This window comes from Nocardia ninae NBRC 108245, assembly GCF_007990755.1.
Taxonomy (GTDB): Bacteria; Actinomycetota; Actinomycetes; order Mycobacteriales; family Mycobacteriaceae; genus Nocardia; species Nocardia ninae.
Genome location: NZ_BJXA01000088.1, coordinates 1 through 20,750, shown reverse-complemented (window position 1 = coordinate 20,750; position 20,750 = coordinate 1). Strand labels below are relative to the sequence as shown.

At 69.0% G+C, this 20,750-nt stretch carries 16 protein-coding genes; 6 read left to right on the top strand and 10 right to left on the bottom strand.

Features of this window, described 5'->3' with window-relative positions:
- Positions 1–295 precede the first annotated feature (295 nt).
- Complete coding sequence (gene tuf / locus NN4_RS38085) at positions 296–1,474, top strand: elongation factor Tu (protein WP_147141360.1); 1,179 nt, start codon at positions 296–298, stop codon at positions 1,472–1,474.
- Positions 1,475–1,525: 51 nt separating this feature from the next.
- On the opposite strand, the gene cqsA is transcribed toward tuf, so the two are convergent.
- From cqsA to NN4_RS38065, 4 genes are all read right to left on the bottom strand, one after another.
- Positions 1,526–2,764 (bottom strand): alpha-hydroxyketone-type quorum-sensing autoinducer synthase, encoded by a 1,239-nt coding sequence (cqsA, locus tag NN4_RS38080; RefSeq protein WP_147141357.1) that lies wholly within the window; start codon positions 2,762–2,764, stop codon positions 1,526–1,528.
- Between the two features lie 233 nt (positions 2,765–2,997).
- Positions 2,998–4,251: a formamidase gene (gene fmdA, locus NN4_RS38075; RefSeq protein WP_147141354.1), complete on the bottom strand. Its 1,254-nt coding sequence runs from the start codon at positions 4,249–4,251 to the stop codon at positions 2,998–3,000.
- A 15-nt stretch (positions 4,252–4,266) separates the two neighbouring features.
- Positions 4,267–4,545, bottom strand: a complete 279-nt coding sequence (locus NN4_RS38070; RefSeq protein WP_147141351.1) for an FmdB family zinc ribbon protein — start codon at positions 4,543–4,545, stop codon at positions 4,267–4,269.
- Positions 4,546–4,648: 103 nt separating this feature from the next.
- Positions 4,649–5,722 (bottom strand): substrate-binding domain-containing protein, encoded by a 1,074-nt coding sequence (locus tag NN4_RS38065; protein ID WP_147141348.1) that lies wholly within the window; start codon positions 5,720–5,722, stop codon positions 4,649–4,651.
- Between the two features lie 64 nt (positions 5,723–5,786).
- On the opposite strand from NN4_RS38065, the gene NN4_RS38060 reads away from it, so the two are divergent.
- The 4 genes from NN4_RS38060 (at position 5,787) to NN4_RS38045 (ending at position 10,660) form a co-directional block, all read left to right on the top strand.
- A complete protein-coding gene (locus NN4_RS38060) occupies positions 5,787–6,224 on the top strand; it encodes a MarR family winged helix-turn-helix transcriptional regulator (protein ID WP_246181309.1) in 438 nt (145 codons plus the stop codon).
- A gap of 81 nt (positions 6,225–6,305) precedes the next feature.
- Positions 6,306–7,082 (top strand): ABC transporter ATP-binding protein, encoded by a 777-nt coding sequence (locus NN4_RS38055; RefSeq protein WP_147141342.1) that lies wholly within the window; start codon positions 6,306–6,308, stop codon positions 7,080–7,082.
- Between the two features lie 11 nt (positions 7,083–7,093).
- A complete protein-coding gene (locus tag NN4_RS38050; RefSeq protein ID WP_147141389.1) occupies positions 7,094–9,607 on the top strand; it encodes an ABC transporter permease in 2,514 nt (837 codons plus the stop codon).
- A gap of 225 nt (positions 9,608–9,832) precedes the next feature.
- Positions 9,833–10,660 (top strand): phosphatase PAP2 family protein, encoded by an 828-nt coding sequence (locus tag NN4_RS38045; protein ID WP_147141339.1) that lies wholly within the window; start codon positions 9,833–9,835, stop codon positions 10,658–10,660.
- A gap of 194 nt (positions 10,661–10,854) precedes the next feature.
- Here NN4_RS38045 and NN4_RS38040 read toward each other — a convergent pair whose 3' ends face one another.
- The 6 genes from NN4_RS38040 to NN4_RS38015 all read right to left on the bottom strand — a co-directional run bounded on the left by NN4_RS38040 (position 10,855) and on the right by NN4_RS38015 (position 19,233).
- The gene (locus tag NN4_RS38040) at positions 10,855–11,262 is read right to left on the bottom strand and encodes a PIN domain-containing protein (RefSeq protein WP_147141336.1); all 408 of its coding nucleotides are present in this window, start codon (positions 11,260–11,262) and stop codon (positions 10,855–10,857) included.
- Positions 11,259–11,486 (bottom strand): type II toxin-antitoxin system VapB family antitoxin, encoded by a 228-nt coding sequence (locus tag NN4_RS38035; RefSeq protein ID WP_147141333.1) that lies wholly within the window; start codon positions 11,484–11,486, stop codon positions 11,259–11,261. Before NN4_RS38035 ends, NN4_RS38040 begins: the two co-directional genes overlap by 4 nt.
- A 59-nt stretch (positions 11,487–11,545) precedes the next feature.
- On the bottom strand, positions 11,546–12,706 hold the full coding sequence (locus NN4_RS38030; protein WP_147141330.1) for a VWA domain-containing protein: 1,161 nt from the start codon (positions 12,704–12,706) through the stop codon (positions 11,546–11,548).
- Positions 12,707–12,800: 94 nt separating this feature from the next.
- Entirely contained in the window at positions 12,801–15,266 is a 2,466-nt protein-coding gene (locus NN4_RS38025; RefSeq protein ID WP_147141328.1) for a DUF5682 family protein, read from the bottom strand.
- Complete coding sequence (locus tag NN4_RS38020) at positions 15,263–16,357, bottom strand: ATP-binding protein (RefSeq protein ID WP_107659029.1); 1,095 nt, start codon at positions 16,355–16,357, stop codon at positions 15,263–15,265. Before NN4_RS38020 ends, NN4_RS38025 begins: the two co-directional genes overlap by 4 nt.
- Before the next feature lie 2 nt (positions 16,358–16,359).
- Positions 16,360–19,233, bottom strand: coding sequence for an SWIM zinc finger family protein (locus NN4_RS38015; protein WP_147141325.1), 2,874 nt, complete (start codon positions 19,231–19,233; stop codon positions 16,360–16,362).
- Between the two features lie 421 nt (positions 19,234–19,654).
- Between NN4_RS38015 and NN4_RS38010 the strand changes: the two genes are divergently transcribed.
- The coding region (locus tag NN4_RS38010; protein WP_147141322.1) for an AAA family ATPase at positions 19,655–20,750 on the top strand (1,096 nt) is incomplete at its 3' end.

Sequence of the window (20,750 nt, the reverse complement as noted above, 5' to 3'; positions counted from 1 at the left end):
GGTAGATGGCGAGGCGCCCGGCGCCCGGAAAATGCGTCGCGCTCAGCGGGGCTCGGCGCTTACCATTCCCAGCATGTTCAGCTACGCCATCGTCGCATCGTCCGCAGTCGCGGGCGCGATGGCTGCTGTCCTGGCCGCCTCGGCAGCATCTGCCGCGCAGCTCGACGGAGCCCGAAGCTGACCTTCCCCGGGATGTCCCGGGACCTCGGACGGGGAAGGTCGCCCCGTCGCTGAGGTCCCGCTCGACATCGTCGGGCACATTCGCTCGTGCCCGCCAGGCAAACCAGGAAAAACAATGTCCAAGAAGACCTATGTCCGCACCAAGCCGCACCTCAACATCGGCACCATGGGCCATGTCGACCACGGCAAGACCACGCTCACCGCGGCGATCACGAAGGTGCTCGCGGAGCGGGGCGGCGGCAGCTTCGTGCCGTTCGACCGGATCGACCGGGCGCCGGAAGAGGCGCAGCGTGGCATCACCATCAATATCGCGCACGTCGAATACGAGACGGCGACCAGGCATTACGCGCATATCGACATGCCGGGACACGCCGATTTCGTGAAGAACATGATCACCGGGGCGTCCCAGCTGGACGGCGCCATCCTGGTGGTTTCGGCGCAGGACGGGGTGATGCCGCAGACCGCCGAGCACGTGCTGCTGGCCCGCCAGGTCGGCGTCGAGCACATCGTCGTCGCCCTCAACAAGGCCGACGCGGGTGACCCGGAGCTGCTCGACCTGATCGAGCTGGAGGTACGCGAACTGCTCACCGCGCAGGGTTATCCCGGGGCAGACCTGCCGGTCGTCCGGGTCTCCGGCCTGCGTGCGCTGGAGGGCGACGAGCGGTGGACGGCCGCGCTGCTGGGGTTGCTGGACGCCGTCGACACGCATGTGCCGACCCCGGTCCGGTACACCGACGCGCCGTTCCTGCTGCCGGTGGAGAACGTCCTCACCATCACCGGTCGCGGCACCGTGGTCACCGGTGCGGTGGAACGCGGCCGGGTCCGGCTCGGTGATCGGGTGGCCGTGCTCGGCCTCGGTGACGAGCTCACCTCGGTCGTCACCGGCGTCGAAACCTTCGGCCGCACCATGGATGTCGCGGAGGCGGGCGACAATGTCGCGCTGCTGCTGCGTGGCGTGCAGCGCGATCAGGTCCGCCGCGGCCAGGTCGTCGTCGAACCCGGCAGCGTCGCCGTGCACAGCGGGTTCACCGCCCGCGTCTACCTGCTCGGCGCGGCGGAGGGCGGCAGGCGTACGCCGATCACCACCGGCTACCGCCCGCAGTTCTACATCCGCACCGGTGACGTGGTCGGTGACGTGACACTGCCCGGCGACATCCGGGTGGCGATGCCGGGGGAGACGGTCGAGCTGACCGTCGAACTGGGCCGCCCGGTGCCGTTGGAGCCCGGCCTGGGCTTCGCCATCCGGGAGGGCGGCCGCACGGTCGGCGCGGGCACCGTGCTCGCCACCGGCTAGCGGTGCGACACCGTGCGCGGGGACTTCTCGGTCCCCGCGCACGGCGGTCGCTCAACCCGCGGTGGCCGATGTCTGCGCATGTCGGGGTGGTGGTGCGCTCGGCTTGGGGTACGGCTCGACCGGTGGCATCGCACCGAACCTGGTGCGAACTTCGGTGCACGCGTCGATGATCCGGTCGACGGCTTGGTCGGTGAGGCCAGCGTGCAGGCAGAAGCGGATCAGCGTGTGATTGCGTGCGGTGTTGGGCGGACACAGCAGGGTGCCGAAAATGCCGCGGATCTCCAGGAAGTCCCGGATGGCGGCGGCCCGCAGGTCCGGTCCGGCCTGGAGCGCGACGATGTGGCTGGCCGAGCCGGCCAGGTCGAATTCCAGGGCGGTCAGCGCCCGGCGCACCATGGTCGACAGCTCGCGTAGTCGCTGGCGCCGCCAGTTGTCGGTCCGAATCATCTCGAGCGTCGCGGCCAGTCCGGCGATTTCGTAGGGCAGCATGGTCGAGGAGAACACCGCGGGATGCGACTCCAGCTTGAAGTAGTCCACGAAATCGATGCTGTTCGCGCCGACGAACCCGGCCCGGCCGCCGAAGGCCTTGGCCAGGCTGGCGATTCGGTAGGGCACCCGATCGGTGAGGCCGAGCGCCGCTACCATTCCCGCCCCGGCGGGACCGTCGGTGCCCAGCGCGTGCGACTCGTCGACGACGAGCACGCTGTCGGTTTCGTCGGCGATATCGCACATGTGGGTCAGCGGGCACCGGCTGCCGGTGTTGCCGTAGATGGCGTCCACCGCGATGATGCCCGGCCCGTGCGCGCGGATCTGCTCACGGAGGTGCCCGGGAAAGTTGTGCCGGAACGAATAGATCGGCGCCCCGGCCGCCCGCGCGCCGTGCCAGAACGACATGTGGGCGAATTGGTCGATGTAAACGGGAGTTTCGGCGTCCGCGATCGATTGAAGAAGCCCTACATTCGCATCCCAGCCGGATTGGCAGAGTATCCCGGCGGGTGCCCGCAGATGATCGGCGAGCGCACGTTCCAATAGCACCTGCGGGTGGTCGTCGCGCAGGAAGGCGCTCGCGGCGAGTCTTCCCGAGGTCGGGGCGCGTAGCGCGGTCTCCAGCGCGTGGGTGATCCGCGGATCGGCCCACAGCGCCAGATAGTCGTTGCTGGTGAGCACGACATCGCCGTGGTCGGGGACACCGCCGTGCAGAATATGCCGGCCGCCCCAGTGTCCGGCGAGTCTGCCCGACTGAAAGCTATCGACGCGCAGGCGAATCCGTTCGGCGACAGTAGGGCCCATGGAACTCCTTTCGCTACCAATAGCTACTTCAGAGCACACGCCTCTCGATTGAACCACCGTGGCTTCGGGCCAGGGCGGTATTCGGTAACTTGACGGATGACCACTAATTCACCTGCGTACGAACGCCGACCGCACGGTTTGCCGCAGTTCTATGTGCGGGCACCCGCAATGATTCAGCAATCACCCGGCAGGCCGGTTGTGACAGGCGGGCACAACCGGCACCGCGTGGTCGGTCAGCGGGTGGCGCGCGGCGCGCCGGGGCCCGGGTCGATCCGAGTCGGACCGGCTGCGGTCGGGAGCACGGGGAAGTCGAAGATCGCGGTCGGAATGTAGACGGTGGCACAGGAATTCGGAATATCGACGACGCCGGAGAACCTACCTTCGATGGGCGCGGCGCCGAGTAATAAGTAAGCCTGCTCCGGGGAGTAACCGAACTTGGTGAGGTAGTCGATGGCGTGCAGGCAGGCCCGCTCGAACGACAGCTGCGAGTCGAGATAGCGCTGTTCGCCGTCGAGAGTCACCGAGGTGCCCGAAAAGGCCAGATACTCAGAGTAATTGGGTCCGGAGTTACCCGGAACGAAGATGGCGTTCTCGCTGACGCCGTAGAGCTCCATGCCGTTCTTGATGAGATCGACCCGCAGGTCGATGAATCCGCCCATCTCGATGGCGCCGCAGAAGGTGATCTCGCCGTCGCCCTGGGAGAAGTGCAGGTCACCCACCGAGAGGTGGGCACCGTCGACGAACACCGGATAGAACACCCTGCTGCCCCGGGTGAAGTTCTTGATGTCCTGGTTGCCGCCGTTCTCCCGCGGCGGCGCGGTGCGCGCGGCATCGGCGGCGACTCGATCGAACTCGGCGCCCGTGAGCGTGCCGAGGACGGCGTCGCGCGGTTCGGGCGGCAGCGCCAGCGGCGGCACCCGGTGCGGGTCCGTCGCGATCAGCGCCTCCTCCCGGGCGTTCCATGTCGACAGCAGCGCGGCGGACGGGGCGGTACCCATCAAGCCGGGGTGCGTCATACCGGTGAACTTCACCCCGGGGATGTGCCGCGAGGTGGTGGTCTGACCGCTGAAATCCCAGATGGCCTTGTAGGCATCGGGGAAATGTTCGGTGAGGAAGCCGCCGCCGTTGTCGGTGGCGAAAATGCCGGTGTAGCCCCAGCCTTGACCGGCGAGCGGGCCCGCGTCCTCCTGTGGGATGGGGCCGATGTCGAGAATGTCGACGATGAGCAGGTCGCCGGGCTGCGCGCCCTCGATCGCGAACGGGCCCGACAGGCAGTGCACCGTACTGAGCGGCGCGTTCAGTACGTCCTCGGCGGAGTCGTCGTTGCGGATGGCGCCGTCGAACCACTCGCGCACGTGCACGCGGAACTCGTCGCCCGGTTTGACGGTTACCGCGGCGGGGATATCGGGGTGCCACCGGTTGTGGCCGACGATCTTCTGCTCGGTGAACCGCTTGCTGGAGTCGAGCGGGAACAGTAACTCGGGCATGGTGTTTCCTTCAGGTCAGGGGCGGGGCAGCTTGCGGTGCAGCGGATTACGCGTCACCGGCACGGACCGGCGCGGCGGTGGCCCGGCGACGACCGACGGCTCGCTCGCGGTGCGTTCGGTCATGTCGATGAGCCGGGTGGCCGAGGAACCGGGCCGGATCAGTGCCGCGACGCCGAACTGCCGTTTGCTGCTCGTCGCGCAGTCCGGGCACGGCGCCGCGGCGGGCACGTCGGCCATCGAGAAGGTGAGATCGAAGCCGCCGCAGGCGCGGCAGTGGAACCAGTAGAGGGGCACGGAGACCTCATTATTTTCATTTGAATATGTTTCGTATGATGACGATACAAAGCCCGGCAGGTCGCCGCAGCGAAACCGCAAGGTGAAGTTCGTGTTACGAGATTCAGGAGTTCAGTTCGGCGAGCACACTGAATTCGAGCGCGTCGGCGTCGGCCAGATAGACCGGCTGGGTGGTGTGCGCGCCGCGGACCCGTACCTCGCCGCGCGGGCCGCCGTAGCTGACCCGAGGGGCGTTGCGTTCGATGTCTCGCAGGTCGAGGCTGCGGGCGGATTCGGCGAGCGAGGCGAACAGCAGCAGTCCCTCGTAACAGGATTCGCCGATGTTGTTGAGCGCCGGCCCGGCCGGGCCGAACTCGTGCAGGTAGCGCGCGCCGAAATCCATCCCGGCCGGCGACACGACGCTCTCGAAATAGCCACTGGCGGTGAATAATCCGCGCGTGCTGTCGGCACCGCCCGCGTACAGCACGTCCTCGCCGATCATCATGCTCAGCCGCAGCCTGCCGTCGTCTAGTCCGGCCTCGGCGAAGGCCAGGTTGAACGCGGCGCAGTCCGCGCCGACCATGAACAGCAGCACGCCCTGCGCCGGGGAGCGGCGGACCAGCTCCAGCGCCTGCCGGAAGTCCCGGCCGCCGAGCGGGACGAACGCCTGCCCGACCACCTCGATATCGGTGGTCAGTGCGAATTCCCGGGTGGCCCTTGCGGTTTCCCGCGGCCACACGTAGTCGTTGCCGACCACGCACCAGCGGCGGATGCCGTGCTCGGCGCGCAGCCAGCGCAGCGCGGGGAACAGCTGCTGCTCCGGGGTCTCGCCCACCATGTAGACACCGTCGGAGTCCTCGCCGCCCTCGTAGAAGGTGGTGTAGACGTAGGGCACCCGGCCCGCGGTGTGCGGGGTGATCACCTTGCGCGCGTTGGACAGATGCCAGCCGACGACGCCGTCGACCATCCCGGTGCCGACCATCCGGTCGATCGTCGCGGCGAGCACGGGCAGCGGCGCGCCCGCGTCGACGGGGTGCAGCCGGACCGGCCGATCGAGGATGCCGCCCGCGGCGTTGATGTCGCCGATCGCCAGGGCGGCGCAGGCCTCGCAGGAGGGCCCGAACATGCCCGCCGTGCCACTCAGCGGCACCACCAGCGCGATGTCTACCGTGGATCGACGAAAACCGGAGCGCGACAACGGAAATCACCACCGTATATTTCCATTTGAATATTTACCATACGGGGTTGGCTATAGTACTGCTGTGGACGATAGCACCGCCCCCGCCGCGCTGGAGGAGCTGGCCCGGCTTGTGCGCAGGGCATCGCAGGAACTCGACCGGGCCATCGCGACCAGCCTCGGCGAGAACTCCGTCGCGCGCTGGCACGTCCTGGCCGCGGTGGTGGACGGCGTCGGCCACCCCATGTCGCACCTCGCGGAGGCGACCCTGCTCACCGGGGCCAACCTGACCCGGTTGATCGACGGGATGATCGCCGACAACTTGGTGCACCGCAAGGTCGACGACACCGATCGCCGCCGGGTGCTGGTGTTCCCGACCCGCCGCGGCCAGCTCGCCTACCAGGCAATGAACCGTGCCGTCGGCGCCAGCGGCCTCGATGTGCTCGCCACCGGTCACGGACGATTGGCCAAGTCGCTGGCCGCCATGGTCGACCAACTGCACACCGAACCCGCTACCACGTAACCCACCGCAGCGCATCGATACCGGAGGAGTCGGGGAATTCCCTGATGGCGCGCGGGGGCGAACCCGGTAAGACTGGTGGGCATGACTTCGCAAGCTTTGGGTTCCGACACCGCCGAAGTGGCGGTTCCGACCGATGTCGCGGCCCGCGCTATCGACCTGGTGAAGGTCTACGGGTCGGGAGATACGCAGGTCCGGGCCTTGGACGGGGTGTCGGCCGAGTTCGCGAAGGGGGAATTCACGGCGATCATGGGCCCCTCCGGGTCCGGCAAGTCGACCCTGATGCACTGCCTGGCCGGACTGGACAGCGCCAGCACGGGCACCGTCCGGATCGGTGACACCGACCTGGCCGGGCTCTCGGACAAGCAGATGACACGGCTGCGGCGCGACCGGATCGGCTTCGTCTTCCAGGCGTTCAACCTGGTGCCGACGCTCACCGCACTGGAGAACATCACGCTGCCGCTGGACATCGCCGGCCGCAAACCGGACCAGGAGTGGCTGGACACCGTGCTGAAGCGGCTCGGCCTCAACGACCGGCTCACCCATCGGCCCAGCGAGTTGTCCGGCGGGCAGCAGCAGCGGGTGGCCTGCGCGCGGGCGCTGGCGGCGAAACCGGAGATCATCTTCGGCGACGAGCCGACCGGCAACCTGGACTCCAAGGCCTCCGAGGAGGTGCTGTCGATCCTGCGGGCCGCGGTGGACGAGTTCCGGCAGACCGTGGTGATCGTCACGCACGAGCCGCACGCTGCCGGGTTCGCCGACCGGGTGGTGTTCCTGGCCGACGGGCAGATCGTCGATGAAATGCGGGACCCGACTTCGGAAACCGTGCTCGATCGGATGAAGGCGCTGGAGCAAGCCTGATGGGTAGTCCGATGCGCAAGGTTGCGTTGCGCAACCTTGCGGCACATAAGGTCCGGCTGGCGCTCACCCTGTTGTCGGTGGTGCTCGGCACCGCGTTCATCGCGGGCTCGTTCGTGTTCACCGATACGCTGCAGCGCACGTTCGACGGCATCTTCGCGGGTCAGGCGAAGGGCGTCGACGTTCGGGTAAGCCCGAAAGAGCGCCAAGCGCAAGGGATTCCGAACAATATCGTCGACGAGCTGCGGAAGTATCCCGGGGTGCGCACGGCCGCGCCGAGCGTGAACGGCGTCGTGGTGCTGCTGACGCCCGATGGGAAGAAGGCCATCCAGACCGGTGGCGCGCCCACCTTCGGCCAGTCGTACCTGCCGCCGGAGCAGGCGGTCGCCGAACCGAACAAGTTCGTCCAAGGCGCCCCGCCCACCAAACCGGGCGAGATCGCGCTGAACGCCACCGGCGCCGAGCGGGCGGGATTGAAGCTCGGCGAGCACACCAAGGTGATGATCCCGTCCCAGGGCAATCCCCTCGATGTCACCCTCACCGGCATCTACGAGGTGCCCTCGGACACCAGCGGTTTCATCGGGGTGCTGTTCGACGACAGTCAGGCACGCAAGCTGTTCACCGACGGACTGCACGTGGCCTATGTCGATCTCGCTGTCTCCGGCATCCCGGGTGATCAAGTGCGTGACGACCTTGCCAAGGCGCTGCCGAACTACAAGGTGCAGAACGGCGATCAGGTGCGCGAAGACCTGAAGAAGGAGGTCTCCAACGCGCTCAACTTCATCAACTACTTCCTGCTCGCGTTCGGCGCGATCGCGCTGATCGTCGGCACCTTCATCATCTACAACACCTTCTCGATGATCGTCGCGCAGCGGTTGCGCGAACTAGCGCTGCTCCGAGCCGTCGGCGCGAGCAGACAGCAGGTCGGCCGGTCCGTCGTCGCGGAGGCGTTCGTTATCGGATTGGTCGGCAGCGCACTGGGTTTGGCCGGTGGTGTCGGTCTGGCGTTCGGCTTGTCCGCAGTGCTCAACGCCTTCGATGTCGGGTTGCCCACCGGGTCGATGGCGGTGCTGCCGCGCACCATCGTGGTCGGGTTGCTCGTCGGGCTTGCGGTGACGGTGCTCAGCGCCTACGCCCCGGCCCGCCGGGCGGCGAAGATCCCGCCCGTCGAGGCGATGCGTGAGGAATTCGCCTCGGCCGGTGACTCTTTGCGGGTGCGCACGCTGGTCGGCGCGGTGCTCGCGGTGGCCGGTGGCGTGCTCGTGTACGTCGGCGCGCAGTCCACCGGTGGCAACGCGGCGTTGACCGTCGGCATCGGCGCGCTGGCGCTGATCCTGGCGGTACTGCTGGCCGCCCCCGCGCTGTCGCGGCCGGTGGTGGCCGGGCTCGGCGTGCTCATCGGCCCGTTCGGGCCCATCGGGCGGATGGCGCGCAACAACGCCGCGCGCAACCCACGCCGCACCGCCGCAACGGCTTTCGCGCTCACCCTCGGGTTGATGCTGGTGACCGCGATCGGCATGCTCGGCGCCTCGGCGAAGGCGAGCGTCGGTGTGCTGGTGGACAAGGGTGTGAAGTCCGAATACGTGCTCGCGGGACAGCAGTTCGTCGGCGTGCCGTTCGGTGCGGCCGACGCGGTCCGCAAGTCGGTGCCCGGCGTCGCCGACGTGGTCGGGATCCGCGGGGTCGGCTTCAAGATCGGTGACGACCAGGTCGGCGGTGCCTCGCCGGACGGGCAGCTCGATCGGGCGCTGAACTACGAAATACTGCGCGGCAGTGCCACTCTCGGCGATCGAGACATCCTGGTGTCCGAGGACGAGGCCGACAAGCGTGGCTGGCGAGTCGGCCAGCAGGTGTCGCCGAGCAGTTTCGACGGCAAGAAGGTACCGCTCACCGTCACCGGCATCTACCGCAAGACCCCGCTGCTCGGCGCGTTGGTGGTGTCGCCGGTCGTGTACAAGGAGGTCGTGCCGGTCAACTTCCAGAGCAACTTCGTGGTGCTGGTCACCGCGCAGCCCGGCACGGACCTCACCGAGTTGCGTGCCGATCTGGAGAAGGCGGTCGAACCGTTCCCGGTGGTCCAAGTGCAGGACCGGGAGGAGTTCAAAGGCGCTCAGGGCCAACAGATCAACACGCTGCTCGCCATCCTCTACGGCCTGCTCGCGCTGGCGGTGGTGATCGCCATCCTCGGCATCGTCAACACGTTGGCCTTGTCGGTGGTGGAGCGGCGCCGGGAGATCGGCATGCTGCGCGCGGTCGGGATGCAACGTGCCCAAGTGCGCCGGACCATCTATTTGGAATCCATGCTCATCGCCGTGTTCGGCGCGATCGTCGGCATGCTGCTGGGCCTCGGCCTCGGCGTGGGGTTCCTGCGGACGCTGCGTGATCTCGGTCTGGATCAGATCGCCATCCCGTGGTCGCAGCTGGTGCTCGTCCTGGTGAGTTCGGCGGTGGTCGGCGTACTGGCAGCGCTCTGGCCTGCGGTGCGTGCGGCTCGCACGCCGCCGTTGGCGGCGATCGCCGACCTGTAGCAGCGCGTTATCCGGCGGGCCCCGATGTTCGGGGCCGCCGTTTTTGTGCCCTGGGTTCGAATCCGGTGTCCTCACAGCAGGTCTGGCGCAGGTCGGTCGATCGTTCTGTCTCCCTGATCACCCTTGTGGAAGTTGACCGGTGGGCGCTGCTAAGTTAAACGGAGGATGTAGCTCCACTTAATTGCCGGGATCGGCCTGGTTCAACGGAGAAGGAGGCCGCAGGCAATGGTGGCTGTGGGTCTTGATGGGCCCGGTGCGGGTCTGGAGTTCGCGCCGAGCGGGATCGTCGAGCGGGTGCGGGCAGCGGTGCACGGCCGTGGTGGCGAGGCTGCCGGGCAGCTCGCGCTGATCACCGTGCTCTATCTCGGTTATCGCGTCGGCCGGATGTTCACCGCCGACGACACGGTGCGCGCGTTCGGCAATGCGCGGGGTCTGCTCGGTCTGGAGGATCGGCTCGGGCTGCCGGCGGAGACGACGGTGCAGTCGATCTTCGTGCACCGCGACTTCTTCGCCGTGCCTGCCAACTTCTATTACGCCACCGCGCATTTCACCGTTGCGGTGGCGGTCCTGTTGTGGCTGTGGATGTTTCGGCCCGAGCACTATCGATGGACGCGAAACCTGATGGTGGCGTTGACGGCCGCCGCTCTCGTCGTGCACGTTCTGGTCCCGCTCGCGCCGCCGCGCATGCTGCCGGAGCACGGTTTCGTCGATCTGGCGGCGGTATACGGTCAATCCGTCTACGGCTCGGCCGAATCCGGCGGGCTGTCCAATCAGTTCGCCGCCATGCCGTCACTGCATGTCGGCTGGGCGTTGCTGCTCGCGTTCGCCGTCGTGGCCGCGACTCGCACGTCGTGGCGCTGGCTCGCCCTGGCCCACCCGGTGCTCACCACCGTGATAGTCGTCGGCACCGGCAACCACTACTGGCTCGACATCATGGTTGCGATCGGTTTGCTAGCTGCGGCCGCCCTGCTGCATCCGAAACTCGTCCCGACCGCGGCGACCGCCTGGGGCATCATGGGCCCCGTTCCGGCAAAACCCGCTGTGACCAGCTGAAACCGGTCGCGCGGCGGTATGCCGAACCCGGCTCCTCCCCGCGATCTCTGTCGTACGATCTCCTGAGCTGTCCGGTTCGCCCGTTCAGATAGGAGCCCGATGGATCTCTCCACCCTCTCCACCCTGCTCGGCATCGCCATCCAGCTGGTCAACCTGGCCTCGGCCCTCTCCAGCCTGTCCGGGTGAGTGGTTGCCTAATAGTTGCGGATGTTGTGTTCGGTCAAGTCCGTCGCATGCCTGGCGACGGTGCGAAAGTCGTTGTCGTCGTGCAGCACGGTCAGCCCATGGTGGGCGGCCGTTGCCGCGATGATCAGGTCCACGGCCGAGGCGCTGCGATGCTGACCGACTCGTGACATGCGGTGCTGCACGGCGTTGACCCAGGCACCCGCCTGCTTCGGCACCGAAACGTCCGGGTAGATACGCGCGAACATCTCGTTGAGCTCATCGAACTCCTGCGCGTCGCGGGCGCTGTAGAGGAACTCCGAGCGCTGTACATAACAGGAGCCGACGGTCTGCGCGACGATGGCTTGCTCCCAGGCTGCCTGAATGGCCGGGTCTGCGAGCAGGCGCACCAGTCCGGAGGTGTCCAGAAGGTAGATCACCGATCGCGTTCCGCTTTCTCGGCGAGATGCAGCCGCTCGGCGTCCGCCACCGCACCCCAGGTGCGAGCGCGCTCGAAGTGTTCGCGCACCAGGGCGGCGCGTTGCTGTTGTTCCGCGTAGAAGCGAAGAGCCATATTGACCGCCTCCTTCTTCGTGCGGACGCCGGACAGTGCCATTGCCTGGGCAAGCGCGTCGTCGTCCAGGTCGATCTGCGTCACTGACATGGCACACCTCGGTCTCGATGTTGGTGATGTACATTCAAGGATACATGACCAACATTCCTTCAGCTATGGCTCGAGTTGGCGTTGGCCCAGACTTGGAGGTCGCCGCGGTCCAGGGCCACGGCGAGCAGGGCGGGGAACTTGTCGGGGGTGCAGGCGAAGGCGGGGACGCCGAGGGCGGCCAGGGCGGCGGCGTTGTCGTGGTCGAAGGCGGGGGCGCCCTCGTCGGAGAGCGCGAGCAGGACGACCACCTGGACGCCGGATTCCTTCATGGCGTTGACCCGGCGCAGCATTTCGTCGCGGACGCCGCCCTCGTAGAGGTCGGAGATGAGGACGAAGAGGGTGTCGGTGGGGCGGGTGATCAGGGTTTGCGAGTAGGCGATGGCGCGGTTGATGTCGGTGCCGCCGCCGAGCTGGGTGCCGAACAGGACGTCGACGGGGTCGTCGAGTTTGTCGGTGAGGTCGACGATCTCGGTATCGAAGACGACGAGGGAGGTCTTGAGCGAACGCATGGAGGCGAGGACGGCGCCGAAGACGGAGGCGTAGACGACGCTTGCGGCCATCGAGCCGGATTGGTCGATGGCCAGCACCACATCGCGCTGTACCGCTTGGGCTTTGCGGCCGTAGCCGACCAGCCGCTCCGGCACGACGGTGCGGTGTTCGGGCAGGTAGTTGGCCAAGTTCTTGCGGATGGTGCGGTCCCAGTCGATATCGCGCAGCCGGGGGCGGGAGACGCGCGCGGCCCGGTTCAACGCGCCGGAGACGGCGGCGACGGTGTGCGCGGCGATGCGTTGTTCGATCTCGCGCACCACCTTCTCCACCACCAGACGCGCGGTGGCCTTGGTGGTTTCGGGCATCACCCGGTTCAGGCTCAGCAGGGTGCCGACCAGGTGCACGTCGGGCTCCACCGCCTCGAGCAGCTCCGGCTCGAGCAGCAACTGGGTGAGATTCAGCCGCTGCACGGCGTCGCGCTGCATCACCTCGACGACGGTCGAGGGAAAGTAATTGCGGATGTCGCCGAGCCAGCGCGCCACCCTGGGCGCGGACCCCTCCAGCCCACCCGAGCGTTTGCCCGAGGTTCGTTCGTCGTCGTTGTACAGCGCGGACAACGCGCGATCCATCGCGACGTCGTCGGCCGAGCCGAGGCCGCCGAGCCCTTCTTCCGCAGCGGTGCCGAGCACCAAACGCCAACGCCGCGCCTGGGTTTCGTTGTCGGTGTTCATCGCATCCCCTGAGTGGTCGAACTGACGAACGGCGCAGGCCGCGCGGATCTAGCCCGGACGACGGTGCCGGACGGTGCGGCAAGCAGTGGCGTACTCACACCGCGACCCCCAAAATCTCTGCGGCGGAGCGCAGTGCGATGCTGCCCCGCGCCATGTCGAAACTTCCGTCGCCATCGGATCGGACGGCGGCGGCACCCCCATCGCGCACCGCTCGGCCGATCGCCCGGCGCTCACCCGATTCGAAAGCGCCGAAAGTTCTGCGCAGCAGAGGGAGTGTCTCGACGAACTGGTCCTCGCGCAGTTCGCTCAGCCAATCGTCGATGAGGCGCAACAACTCTCGGTCGTGCACCAGCAGCAGGCCGCGGCCGCCGAGGAAGCCGTCGATCCAGGCGGCCTTCGCGGCGGCGGTGTTGCCGACCGACAGCGCGGCGGAAAGCCGACGGGCGGAATCGGTCTCGTCGATGAGGCCCGCGTCGCAGAGTAGCCGGACGGCGCGGCCGACCAGGGCGCCGTGCACGTCGTCCCGGTCGGCGAGCTTGCGCAGCGCGCCGAGCCATTCGCCGGTGGCCCAGCCGTCGTCGCGGGTATGGATGGCGGTGTGCGCGGCGTCGAGCTGGGCGCGCAATTCGGTGGCCGCGTCGGTATCCAGCCCGGTGACGGCGCCGGGCAGGCCGGCACAGACGCGCACCAGCAGGCCGTCGGCCACGTGCGCGAGGGCCTTGGTGTCGGTGCCGCGGACATCGCCGTAGCGCAGCGTCCTGATCAGGCCCGGCAATGCGGCGAGCAGGTGGGTGATGTCGTGATCCAGCGCGGCGGCCGATTCCAGCCTGCTGATCAATCCGTCGGTGGCGCCGCCGAGGTCGGCCAGCAGCGCGACCTCCAGCGCGGCGGTGAGGTCGCCGACGGTGCTCTCGTCTCGCGCGGCCGTGTCGAGGATCTTCGCCTCGGCGGCGGTGCGGATGGTGGTGCCCCAGCGGGAGGCCTCGATGATGGAGATGGAGTACTCCGGCCGCCATTGCAGCGTCCAGGTCTCGCGGAAGGTGCCGGTGCTGCGCACCTCGCTGGTGGTCAGCTCGCCCCACGGGATTTCGAGCACGCGCAGCCGGTGCAGCAGGCGCGATCGTTCGACCTCGCGTTCCTTGCGCAGGTCGAGGTCGAGCACCCGGGACGAGGCCTCCTGCTTCATCCGCAGCGAGCGGGTCCGGGCGCGTAGGTCGGCGTCGAGCGGGACGGTCGGCGTGCCCTCGGGCACGGTGCCGAGGGCCTCGCCGACGACGAGTTCGTTGACGACCAGCCGCAGCATCGTCTCGTCGCCCGCGCACATCACCGCCCTGGTGGCCTCGGTGACCTCGGACAATCCGGCCAGCGGGCGATCGCGCATGGCGGCGAGCGCGTCCGCGAGCCGGACGGCCTCGATGATGTGCGCGCTCGACACCGGCAGATCGTGCGCCCGCAGCACCCCGGCGACCTTGGTGAGCCAGCGCACGATCGGCCGCTCGGTCTCGGTGAACAGATGGTGGTACCAGCCGGGCGAGGTGATCCCCGCGCCGTATCCGGAGGTCGTGGCCAGCCGCGAATGTGTCCACGGCACCCAGGTCAACGTGGCCTTCGTCTTCGGAAGTCCTTTCAACAGGCGGGTATCCGGGGCGGCGGGCCCGAGCTTGCCCGCCAGCGCGGGTGCATGCCATGCCCCGCACACCACCGCGAGCCGGACCGCCCCGTCCTTCAACGCCTTTCGCATCGTCTGCCGCATGTACGCCTCGCGCCGCAGCGTGTGCGCGTCGATGCGGACGGGCCCGAGTCGGATCGGTTCCAGCTCGAGGACATCGTCGGTGGCCTCGGCGACCGAATTGGTCTCCGGTTCCCCGCGGACCGCTTCGGGTCGCAGGTCGATGGATGGGGTCGAATCATTCTCGGCAGCTACATGTTCGGGCCGTAGGTTGACGGACAGGGGCGAATCATATTCGGCGGCAACCTGTTCGGCCTCGTCGCGGCGGCCGTTCGTTGTGATGCCGACCGGCTCCAGCTCGGTCGCAAGCTGCTCGGCACCTTCGCGCAGGGCACCCATCGCCTCGGTGATCGCCTCGAAAGCCGTGGCGTCGGGCGAGGATTCGACCACGGCGTCCCACCAGCGTTCGGCATCGTCGTAACCGCCCGCCGCGGCCAGCTCGGTCAGCGGATCGAACCGATCACCGGGCTCCTCCTCGGCGGCCAGCACGATGCTCGCGGGCAGATCGCAGAAGCGTACGGGCACCTCGTGTTCGGCCGCGTAGGCCAGCGCCTGCCACTCCGGCGAGAACACCGCGTACGGCCAGAACGCGGCTTTCGCGGGCGCGTCGGGCACATAGGCCAGCAGTGCGACCGGCGGCTGCATCCCTTCGGCCGCAACGTAGCCGACCAGCGGATCGGCGTCGGCGGGCCCCTCGATCAGGATGGTGTCCGGCCGGAATTCCGCCAGCGCCAGCCGCAGCGAGCGCGCGGAGCCCGGCCCGTGATGGCGGATGCCGAACACCCGGGTCAGCGCACCGCCGTCCGCCGAACCGGGATCGGCCGCGCTCATCCGGAGACCTCGCGGCAGGCCCGGTAGAAGTCCGACCACTCCGGGCGTTCGCGGACAACGGCTTCCAGGTACTCGGTCCACACCACCGCGTCGGCGACCGGATCTTTGATCACCGAACCGAGGACGGCGCCCGCGATGTCGGCGGCCCGCAGCACGCCGTCCCCGAAGTGCACGGACAGCGCGATCCCGTTGGTGATCACCGAGATCGCCTCGGCGGTGGACAGCGTGCCGGAGGGCGATTTCAGCTTGGTGCGGCCGTCGGCGGTGATTCCGGAGCGCAGTTCGCGGAAGACGCGCACCACCCGGCGCACCTCCTCGGCCGCGGCGGGCACCTTCGGCAGTTCCAGCGAGGCGCCGAGCTGTTCGACGCGGCGGCTGACGATGGCGACCTCTTCGTCCTCGCTGGCGGGCAGCGGCAGCACCACGGTGTTGAAGCGGCGGCGCAGCGCGGAGGACAGCTCGTTCACGCCGCGGTCGCGGTCGTTGGCGGTCGCAATGACGTTGAAGCCCTTGGCCGCCTGCACCTCCGTGCCGAGTTCCGGTACCGGCAGCGTTTTCTCGGACAGCACGGTGATCAACGCGTCCTGCACGTCGGACGGGATGCGGGTGAGCTCCTCGATCCTGGCGATGGCGCCGCCGCGCATCGCCGTCATCACCGGCGACGGCACCAGCGCGCCCTCGCTCGGGCCCTCGGCGAGCAGCCGCGCGTAGTTCCAGCCGTACCGGATCGCCTCTTCCGCGGTCCCCGAGGTGCCCTGCACGAGCAGCGTCGATTCGCCGCAGATGGCCGCCGAAAGATGTTCCGACACCCAGGTTTTGGCGGTGCCGGGCACGCCGAGCAGCAGCAGCGCCCGGTCGGTGGCCAGCGTCGCGACCGCCACCTCCATCAGCCTGCGCGGCCCCACATACTTCGGGCTGATCACGGTGCCGTCGTCGAGGGTGCCGCCGAGCAGGTAGGTGACTACCGCCCACGGGGACAGCCGCCAGGACGGCGGGCGCGGACGCTCGTCGGCGGCGGCCAGCGCGCGCAGTTCGTCGGCGTAGGCCTGTTCGGCGTGCGGACGCAGCAGGTCGGGCGTCACGTCGGTCATGGTCACTGCAACTCCTCGAGCATCATCGAGCGGTGGTTGAGGTCGTGTGCGAGCTGATCGAAGGCTCGCTCCCAGGCGGGATCGCCGCACCGGCGCGCGACCACGGCGGCGGCGCTCGCGGCGGTAACGGGCAGGTGCACCGACGCGGCGGACAGCAGCGACCGGTGCGCGTTGGGGGTATTGCCGTGCGCCTCGGGGCGGCGGGCCGCCGCGCGGGCACGTTCGAACAGCAGCAGAATCAGGTGCTGCGCCAGCGGTTCCGGCCACGGATGTCCCATCGCGGGCAGCAGCGCCTCGACTTCGGAGAGCCAGGAGCCGTCCAGCTCGAGCAGGTGCCGGGTGCGATCGGCCAGTGGCAGCAGCGCGAACAGCTCACGCCTGCGCAGCATGGCGACGTCGGTGGGCACGCCCGCGTCGAACAGCGCCCGCGCCCAGGACGAATCATGCTGCGCCAGTGCGGCATCCACCCAGCCGTCGAAGACCGGCTGGCGGAAGCGGTCGTCGATCGTCACCTTGACGGCCTTGTCCGGCGCGCCGAGCGCGCTCGCCCAGTGGCTGAGCGGTGTCGCCGCGACCAGCTGCCGCAGCCTGCCCGCGGTGACGTCGGGGCCACCACCCCAGCGGTAGGTGAATTCGACGCTGCGGTCGGTGATGCCGTCGCGGTGCGCGGGTGGATCGAGCGTATCGGGCAGGGCGACAACGAGTTCGGTGTGCAGCAGCCGGTGCTCGACCTGGATCCAGTCGCCCGCGCGGCGGGTCATGCGCTGCGCGAACGCCGAATCGGGCAGCAGGGTGAGCAGCCCGGCGGCGGTCCGCCGGACATCGGAGCGTCGATCGTCCAACCCGGCCTCCAGCAGCGGCTCGTCCGCCCGCGAGATCCGGTCGGCGAGGACGGCGAGCAGCTCCGCCTTCAACGGCCCGGGCTCCTTCGGCCAGGCCGCGGCGAGCGTGTCACGCGCCGCGTCCGCGTCCCGCCGGCGCAACTCGGCCAGCCACGCTCGCCGTTCCGGTGGCTGACCGAACTGCCACACCTCCTCGGTGGACACCGTGGCGGTCTGCTTGCGCACCAGGTTTCGCCATTCCGGATGCTGGCCGGCCAGCCATCGGCCACGAGTGCCGGCCAGGCGCAGCAGCGGCTCACGCAGCTCGGCGTTGCTCTTCGCCTGATCGAGCAGCTGCCCGCACAGCGCGTCCGGCGCGCGGTAGTCGAACGGCGTGGCCGCGGCGAACCATTCGGGCAGAAAGGGGGAGCGCTCCTGGAGCATGCGCGCGAGGTGGCCCGCGGCGGTGGATGGCAGCAGTCGTCGGGGGTCGTCCTCGGCGGGTTCGGGCGCGGTCGCGGTGACCGCACGGGCCCCGCCGCGCGCGAAAACGTCTTGAAGCGCGGCAGATTCGAGCAGGCGCAGGGCCGGATCGGTGGGCAGCCGGTCGGCGGCGCGCGCCACCGGTGCGGCGAGCTGGGCGAGGTCCGGTGCCCGGCGCGCGGTGCCGAGCAGCGCGACGGAGGTCAGATCCGCCGAGCTCGAGGACTGTGTCGTCCGGGTCTGCGACGTGCTCCGGCCGACCGGATCGAGCCTGGCCAGGTCGATCACCTCGCCCGCACTGAACACCGAGATCGGCACCAGGCCCTCGCTGGTCCACTCGGCGGCCACGGTCACCGGATGGCCGCCGGACACACCGAGTAGTCGCCACGGCTGCTCGCCCGGCGCCACCGGTAACGCGGTGCCGTCGGATTCGGTGATGTACCAACCGTTTTCGGTGTGCACCGGTATCACATCGACGAGCAGCACCGGCCAACCGCGCAGCCACGGATCGGCGCCGAGCGCGGCGGCATGGTCATCGAGCGCGGCCGCCACCGTGCCGGGGTGGTCCGGATCGATCGGCAGGGTCGTGAAAGGTTCTGCCGCACCGTGGCGTTCGCCCCACAGCGCCCGCAGCGGCGCGGCGCCGGGGTAGTAGTGCAGGTCCGCGTCGGCCAGCAAGCCGAGCGTCGGCACGTCGGCGGGGAAGCCCGGCGAACCGAACGAGTGGTCGACCACCAGCGCCCAGCGCCGAGATGCGCGTCCGTACAACCACGTTCGCCGCGTGTAGAGGCGCTCGTCCTCGGAGATCCGGACGCCGAGCACCATCCACCGATCGCGGACCGCAGGCTCGGTGCGCACCGTCTCGGCGGGATTCGGGTAACCGACGTGCGTGCGTACGGTGGCGGACAACTCGGGCGAAAGCTCGTCCAGCCGCCGGTGCGCGGCGATGAGCAGGTGCAGCCGCGCGTATTCGCGCAGCACGACCTCGGGCCAGTCGGCCCTGGTCACCACGGCGGTCGGCAGCTGGCGCAGCGCCGCGGCGACGCCGGGGGCCTGCGCGTCGACCATTCGGGCGGCGATCGCCTCGAACGCCCGGAACGAGCGGTCGGTCTGCGCCAGCCCGGTCCGCACCTGATCGCCCAGCCAGACGTCGAGCTCGGCGAGCCCTGCGGTGACCCGGACCCGGCGCTGTTGCGCGGTCGCGGGACTCGCGGTGCGGGTGGTGGACTCCGCCGCAGGCTTGGCGGCCTTGGCCACTCGGCCGTCGATCCAGCTCGCCGCGAAATCGGCGATTCCCGGCGCCTGCTCGACCCGGCCCGCCGCCCACTCGAGCAACAGCGACAGCGCGTGCTTGCACGGGAACTTGCGACTGGGACAGGAGCACTTGTACGCGGGCCCGGACAGGTCGACGGTCGTTTGATACGGCTTGGCGCCGCTGCCCTGGCACAGTCCCCACAGCGCGATGTCGTGCTGCCCGGTGCCGCGCCAGCGACTCGCGAGTTTGCGCGCGGCCGACAGCGAGCTCGCGTCCGGCGCGAGCGCCGTGACCTGGTCCTCGCTCCAGCGCGTCATGTTTCCCCCGTTCCTCGGTTGTCCGGATTTGTACCCCAGGCCACCGACAAGTGCCGCGTCGACCGGTGTGGTTCGCATGGAAATACCTGTGCCATCGCAGGTTTCAGTGCTGAAAACATCTTGCATGTGTGGGTATTCTCTGGCATTCTGTCCTGTTCGGCTCGACCGAACCATCCAAATCGGGTGATACACCATCGAGCTGCCCGCCGGGGCTGGCGAGGGGTGGACATCGACGCGCGGCCCCAGCCGTTTCGATGACCATATCCATCCCCGCGGGCAGGTTCGCATGGCTGCCGGAGGTCTCACCTCCGGTGGGCGAATCCGCCGGGATCGGGTAGCGTTTCGCACAGCTTCGACAGTGGCGCCGCGCACGGGATCGGAGGACGTGTAGCGGCTCGGTGGTGGAGGGGGTCCGACCAAATTGCGTCCCGACGCCGATCCGGTGCCTCGGCTGACCGAGGTGGTGACCCGGCGGCTGGCCGACGATCCCGCGGTGACGCCCTCGGTCGCACGAACCGTCCTGCGCGCCCTCGGCGGTAGTGAGAACGATGATCGGGCAACCCGATTCGATGACGGCGGGATCTTCCTGCGGGCCATCCGGGTCCGCGGCTTCCGCGGCATCGGCCCGGAGGCCGAACTGCAACTACCGCCCGGGCCAGGCCTGACCTTGGTCGTCGGCCGCAACGGCAGCGGCAAATCCAGCTTCGCCGAGGCCGCAGAGCTGGTGTTCACCGGCGGAAACCGCCGCTGGGACGGCCGATCCGCGGCCTGGCGCGAGGGCTGGCGCAACCTGCACGACGGCGGCACCGCCCGCATCGAAGTGGAGCTGCTCACCACCGGAAACAAGCCGCAGCTGACCATCGCCAAGGAGTGGGCCGCCGACGCCGATCTCCCCGACGCGCAGTGGACCGAACAGCACCCGCCCGCCGCGCCAACGGAATTCGACATCGACCGCTGGGCGGGCCGGCTGGAGCTCTACCGCCCGTTCCTGTCCTACAGCGAGCTCGGCGCGCTGGTCGACGGCAAACCGAGCGACCTGTTCGACGCACTGCACCAACTGCTCGGCCTGGACGAACTGACCTTGGCGCAGGAACGAATTCGGATGCGCCGGCTGGAACTGGAACGCGCGGTGCGTGATTCGCGCCAGGAACGCCTCGAGCTGCTGGAGGCGCTCGAGACGGTGGCCGACGACCGCGCCATCCGGGTGAACAGCCTGCTGCGACCCGCTCAACCGGACCTTGCCGCGGTGGGGCGCGAGGTGATCGGCACCTTCGACGACCAGAGCGGCCCGGCGAGTCTGCGCGCGATCGTGCGGCTGACGTTGCCCACCGCCGCCGAGGTGGCGGAGGTGGCCACCCGGCTCGCCGAATGCGGTACCGCGCTGACCCGCGGCACCACCGCCGACGCCGAGGCGGACCTGCGCGTGCTCGAGCTGCTGCGCCGGGCCCGCGACCATCACACGGCGAGCGGCGACTGCCCGTGCCCGGTGTGCGGTCGCGGCGCCCTGGACGACGCGT

Bases quoted from the DNA above. Each gene is read 5' to 3' on its own strand.
- cqsA (WP_147141357.1), bottom strand. From the start codon at position 2,764: ATGGGCCCTACTGTCGCCGAACGGATTCGCCTGCGCGTCGATAGCTTT.
- NN4_RS38045 (WP_147141339.1), top strand. From the start codon at position 9,833: ATGGTGGCTGTGGGTCTTGATGGGCCCGGTGCGGGTCTGGAGTTCGCG.
- fmdA (WP_147141354.1), bottom strand. From the start codon at position 4,251: ATGCCCGAGTTACTGTTCCCGCTCGACTCCAGCAAGCGGTTCACCGAG.
- NN4_RS38025 (WP_147141328.1), bottom strand. From the start codon at position 15,266: ATGAGCGCGGCCGATCCCGGTTCGGCGGACGGCGGTGCGCTGACCCGG.
- NN4_RS38035 (WP_147141333.1), bottom strand. From the start codon at position 11,486: ATGTCAGTGACGCAGATCGACCTGGACGACGACGCGCTTGCCCAGGCA.
- tuf (WP_147141360.1), top strand. From the start codon at position 296: ATGTCCAAGAAGACCTATGTCCGCACCAAGCCGCACCTCAACATCGGC.
- NN4_RS38020 (WP_107659029.1), bottom strand. From the start codon at position 16,357: ATGACCGACGTGACGCCCGACCTGCTGCGTCCGCACGCCGAACAGGCC.
- NN4_RS38050 (WP_147141389.1), top strand. From the start codon at position 7,094: ATGCGCAAGGTTGCGTTGCGCAACCTTGCGGCACATAAGGTCCGGCTG.
- NN4_RS38030 (WP_147141330.1), bottom strand. From the start codon at position 12,706: ATGAACACCGACAACGAAACCCAGGCGCGGCGTTGGCGTTTGGTGCTC.
- NN4_RS38055 (WP_147141342.1), top strand. From the start codon at position 6,306: ATGACTTCGCAAGCTTTGGGTTCCGACACCGCCGAAGTGGCGGTTCCG.
- NN4_RS38015 (WP_147141325.1), bottom strand. From the start codon at position 19,233: ATGACGCGCTGGAGCGAGGACCAGGTCACGGCGCTCGCGCCGGACGCG.